At 75.4% G+C, this 5,286-nt stretch carries 3 protein-coding genes and 1 pseudogene; 1 reads left to right on the top strand and 3 read right to left on the bottom strand.

All coding sequences use genetic code 11. From position 1 onward, the window contains the following. On the top strand, positions 1-919 hold a 919-nt coding region (locus GTW43_RS37120), incomplete at its 5' end, for a Gfo/Idh/MocA family oxidoreductase (RefSeq protein WP_161306365.1). 56 nt (positions 920-975) lie between these two features. Here the strand turns inward: GTW43_RS37120 and GTW43_RS37125 are convergent. From GTW43_RS37125 to GTW43_RS37135, 3 genes and pseudogenes are all read right to left on the bottom strand, one after another. After that, complete coding sequence (locus GTW43_RS37125) at positions 976-1,668, bottom strand: ThuA domain-containing protein (RefSeq protein ID WP_161306366.1); 693 nt, start codon at positions 1,666-1,668, stop codon at positions 976-978. A 128-nt stretch (positions 1,669-1,796) separates the two neighbouring features. After that, on the bottom strand, positions 1,797-4,925 hold the full coding sequence (locus GTW43_RS37130; RefSeq protein WP_161306367.1) for a discoidin domain-containing protein: 3,129 nt from the start codon (positions 4,923-4,925) through the stop codon (positions 1,797-1,799). Between the two features lie 179 nt (positions 4,926-5,104). Next, positions 5,105-5,286: pseudogene (locus GTW43_RS37135) on the bottom strand (TauD/TfdA family dioxygenase); the annotation flags it as partial.

A 5,286-nucleotide genomic window follows, 5' to 3' on the forward strand; every position in this document is an offset into this window, starting at 1 on the left:
CGTCGAACTCGTCGTCAATCTCACGGTCCCCGCGGTGCACGCCGAGGTGAGTACGGCGATCGTCGCGACCGGCCGCCACGTGTGGTCGGAGAAGCCGATCGCGCTCGACCTGCCCGCCGCCCGGGCCCTCCTCGACCGGGCCGCCGAGGCCGGGGTGCGGGTCGGCGTCGCCCCCGACACCGTGCTCGGCCCCGCGGTCCAGACGGCACGGCGGGCCGTCGAGCGCGGCGACATCGGGACCGTGCTGTCCGCACACACCGCCTTCCAGTCGCCCGGCCCGGACGCCTGGCACCCGAGCCCCGAGTTCCTCTTCGCGCGGGGCGCGGGCCCGCTGTTCGACATGGGGCCGTACTACTTCACGGCGCTGGTCACCCTGCTCGGATCGGTGACCCGGGTGTCGGCCGTGCGCTCCACCGGCCGCACGGTCCGCACGATCCGCACCGGCCCGAGGGCGGGCACCTCGTTCCCGGTCGAGGTGCCCACGCACGTCGCGGCGCTCGCCTGCTACGAGAGCGGCGCCGTGAGCCAGAGCGTCTTCAGCTTCGACTCCCCGCTCGCCCGCGAGGGCGTCGTCGAGATCACCGGCACCGAGGGCACGCTGGTGGTGCCCGACCCCAACCGGTTCACCGGCGACGTCCGCATCGCACGGGGCCGCGGCGCGGACGGCGAGCCCCGGTGGGAGCCGGTGCCGGGCACCGGGGCCGGGGAGGGCCGCGGACTCGGCGTGCTCGACCTGGCCCGCGCCGTGCGCACGGGCGCCGACCCCGTCGCGACCGGTGACCTCGGGTACCACGTCCTGGACGTCCTGATCGCCGTGGACCGGGCCGCCGCCACCGGGGAGAGCCGGCAGGTCCGCAGCCGGGCCGGGACCGTGCCCGCCGTCCCCGAGGACCGGGACCCGTACGCCGCGACCCTCTAAGCCCGTGTCCGTGAAGTCGCCTCCCGTCGGCCGACACCCCCGCACGGCGGCCGGGGTCACGGCAGCAGCAGGTCCAGTGAGCGGCGGAGCACGGTGCGGTGGGCGGCGGACGCGTAACTGCGGGCGTCGTGCCCGAGGGCGTCGTACACCGTGAGTCCGCCGCCGCGCCGCGTGTGCACCCACAGCAGCGGATGCCGACGGCCCTCGTGCTCGTGGGCGAGGAGCACCCGTGCCGCGGGCGTGTGACGCAGGAAGGTGTAGCGCTCGTCGTCGAGCGCGAAGTCGCCCACGCCCGCGGTGACGGGATGGGCGTCGTCCGCGACCAGGACGTCCGCCCGCCCGAACGGCGGGTGCATCGTGCGGCCTTGCACCCAGGTGCCGCCGAGTCCCGCCTCCCAGACGGCGTCGCCCGGGAAGCAGGTCGTCGAGGAGTGCACGGCGAGCACGGGGGTGGGGCCGGCCAGGAGCCGCGCGAGTCCGGCCGCCGCCACGGCGTCCGACGGGGCCGGGCCGCCGTCCCGCGGCTGCCCGAGATTGACCACGACGAGGTCCGGCAACGCCCCCTCGGCGAAGCCCCGCAGCGCGGCGTCGACGTCCGTGAGCGGGTCGAGGACGACACCGGCCTCGCGGGCCACGTCCACCAGCGCGGCGTCGGTCTCGGCGAACGGGTGCCAGGGATCGGCGTACCGCCCGCCGCCACCGAGCAGCAGTCCGCGACGGTGGCGCGCGGCGTTCCGGGGTGCGCTCATGGCCGGGCCGGTTCCTTCCTGGTGGGAGAGACACAAGTCCCCGTCATGATCCCCGACCGTCCGCCGACCGGACAGCCCGGCCTCCAGGACGCCTCGGGCGCCGCCGCCCGAGGCGTGTCCCGCCGGAGTCAGCGGACCGACAGGCGAGTGAGCCGTGCTCCGGCGCTCGTGCCCCTCGGCAGCTCGAACGACACGTAGCGTGCCGTGCCGTCCGGCGTGTCCAGCGACTGCGTGCGCCCGTGCCCGCTCGTGCGGCCGGCCTGCTCGTAGTCGATGCCGTCCGCGCTGAGGCGGACCGTGGCGGCCGGGGCACGGCCCGTGGACCACTCGGCCTCGATCCGGCGCACCGGCCGCGTCGCGCCGAGGTCCACGACCAGCCGGCCGCCCGGTCCCGGCGTCCACGTCGTCCGGTCGTCGCCGTCCACGGCGGCCGCCGGGTCGGACATGCCAGCCGGCAGGGGAGCGGTCGGGAAGACCGTCCGGCCGAGCGCCAGATCGTCCCCGCGGAAGGACGAGACATGCCGGAGCGTGACCGCGGTCTCCCGGCCCGCCCGCACGCTCGCGACCGCGCTGCGCCCCTGTGCCTCGACCCGCACCCGGCAGGACGCGCCGGACAGCCGGAGCGTGGCGCCGTCGAGCACGTGGACACGCAGCCCCTCCGGCAGCGAACGGCCGGACAGCGGGGTGAGCGTGAACCGGGGTGCGAGAAGCACCGCCTGACCCGCCGTCACCTCGGCCTCGTACGTGATGCCGTCGGTGGTCACCGTCTGGACACCCTCGAAGCAGACCCGGGCCCGTCCGTCCTGCGGCACCCGGACCCGCCCGCCGTCCGGGGCACCCGGGAACGCGAACAGGCTCAGATGACCGTCGGTCGACGCGGCCCGCAGCTGCGGGTGATCGGTGCCCGGCGCGGCGGCACGCGCCGACGCGCGCAGCCGCGCGGCGGACGCCGCCGGGAAGCCCTCGACCAGGACCGGGCCCGCCGGACCGTCGGCCAGCACGATCGTGTCGGCCTGCACCGTGAGGGGCAGCTCGGTGCCGCGCACGACGAGCCCCGCGCGCCCGTCCACGTCCAGCCAGCCGCCCTGGCTGCGGACGGCAGGGACTGGTCCGGTGGCCAGGTCGTCCCAGTGCTCACCGTCGGTCGAACCCTGCACCCGGTAGGCGCGCCCGGCGGCGGCCTCCCAGCGCAGGGTCACCCGGTCCACCGGGCGGGCCTCGCCGAGGTCGACCGCCCACCAGCTGTCCGCACGGGGACGGTCGGCCTTGGACACGGCCCAGCGGGTCGCGGCGTCACCGTCCACCGCGAGGCCCGGGCCCTTGCCCGCGTCGGACGAGGACGCGGTCGCGGTGCGGCCGAGCGCGAGGTCGGCGCCGTCCGTGCCCGCCCGCACCTCGCACGCGTAGAGCGAGTAGCCGTACGAAGGATCGGGCGTGACGCCGAGCATGCGCACGTGCCGGACGGTGGTCCGCGCGAAGGCCAGGGTGTCCACGCGGCCGGCGGGTGCGTCCGAGGAGGTGTCCGCGGCCTTCACCGAGGCCTCGCCCTCCTCGAACCGGTACGTGCGGGACCCGTCGAGGCCCGCCATGCCCGGCATCGTCAGGTTGTGGATCTCCAGTCGGCCCTCACCCGCGGCGGTGCCCTGCGTCGCGTACACGACCGCGCCGGTCGGCAGTGTCGTGAACCCGGCCGCGCCGTCCGCGAACCGGAGCAGCGTCGCGCTCCCGTCGAAGCCGTCGCGCAGCGCCTCGTAGGTGCGGACCGACCGCGCGAGGACCTTCCCGGCCGTCGACGGAAGGAACATCGGCGTGCCGCCGCTCAGCCGGAACAGCCAGTCGTCGTGGGCGGGCTGCCAGGCGAACTTCACGAAGCCCGGCTTGGTCACCGCGCCCGCCCACGCCGCGGGCGACTGGTGCGAGACGAGCCCCGGGCCCGTCCCGAAGTCCGTCACCCCGGAGGCCTGTGCGAAGAACTCCGTGTGCGACAGCGGCCGCACCGAACGCCCCGCCGCGGCCGCCCACACGTGCAGCAGGTAGCTGATGGCGACCTCCGCCCGGGCCTCCGGCTCGTACTTGGGCTCGCCCGAGAACTTCGCGAGCCGGTACTCCGGCGGGTAGCTCTGGTACGCCTCGAGGCGCTGTGCGAGCTCCTGCTCCGCGCGGGCGGCCGCGCGGTCGCCCGTGACCTGCGCCAGGAACGCGAGCGGGATCACGTCCCGCCCGTACAGGTGCTCGCGGTCGTCGACCATCGGCATCAGCGGCTCGCCCGCGTCGCTCATGACGCCGAGCAGGGTCCGCCACAGCGGGCCCGCGCTCGGCTGCCGGGTCAGCACCTCGGGCAGCGGGCGTCCCGCCGCGAGGAAGTGGGCCGCGTTGCGGCCCGAGGTGCGCCAGAGCTCCTCCTGGTAGTGCGGGCCGAAGGAGCCGTGGTTCTCGACGATGAACGTGTCGTACAGGTTCCGGGCCCGGTTGTCGGAGACGGGGGCGCCGTCCACCACCGCAGGATTGGCGAGGTCGGCCGGCGGCAGCCCGGCCTCGTTCAGCGACCACGTGCGGTACCCGGCGGCCCAGGCCGGCCGCCGGTCGTCGTCCGGCGCCCAGGCGAGGGCGGGGGCGAGGGTCTGCGCGTACAGGCCCATCTCCTCCAGCTTGGTGTCCCCGACGTGGCCGCCGTCGAGCCCGTTCGGCGTCCAGCTGCCGGAGTCGGGGTCGTCGCCCGTGCCCAGAGACGTGGTGTAGGCGGCCTGTTCGCGGGTGATCGTGTCGATCCGGGTGCGCGTCGCGCCGTCCAGGTCGTCCCAGAGTAGTCGGGCCGCGAGCAGGAAGTACGACTGGAAGGTGGTGTCGAAGAACAGCTTGCGCCCCCACTCGGTGCCGCCGGTGAGGCGGTTGGAGGCGGCGAAGTGCCGGATCGTGGCGAGGGTGCGCTCCTTGAGCGTCGCACGGTCGACACCGGTGCGGTCCGCGTCGTACGTGCCATGGGTGAGCAGCACCGCGTGCCCCAGGACCACCGCGAAGCCGAAGTCCTTGCCCGTGTAGTGGCCCGCGGACGCGTCCCACTGGGTCTCGGACCAGTGCGTGTGGTCGAGCAGCACCCGGTGGTAGACGGCGGCGACCGCGTCCGGCGGAGTGCCCTGACCACCCGCCGCGTACGCCGTTGCCGGACCGAACGCCGCGGGCAGGGCGGTCAACGCGCCCGTGATGCCCACGAGTTGCAGGAATCTACGGCGGTCGAGGGCGACAGGGGCGTCGTGCATGGTGGAGCCTCTCCGGGTGGACAACGTTGTCAGACGAGGGGTGGCGCTCATTCTTGATCCCGGTGGGACGCACGTCAACGGTTGTGACGGCAGGGACGACGAACCCTCGTGACCGGCACGGGCACGCGTGCGGTCACGAGGGTCGGCCGGGCTCCGCCCCGGCGGCGTCGGGTGTGCGCTCAGACGGTCTCGGCGAGCGTGCCGTCGGTGGACGCCCCGGAGGCGATGCCGTGGGCGGGGTCGGGCACCGAGGCAGGGGCGAGGAGCCGGGAGCGGCGCCCGTCGACGCCGACCGGCACGTCGCCGTCGATCGTCACGCGGCGCAGGGTGCGCTCGTGCGCGTCGGAGTCGTCGACGCCGT

Origin of the sequence: Streptomyces sp. SID5785 (assembly GCF_009870065.1) — a bacterium.
Classification (GTDB): domain Bacteria; phylum Actinomycetota; class Actinomycetes; order Streptomycetales; family Streptomycetaceae; genus Streptomyces.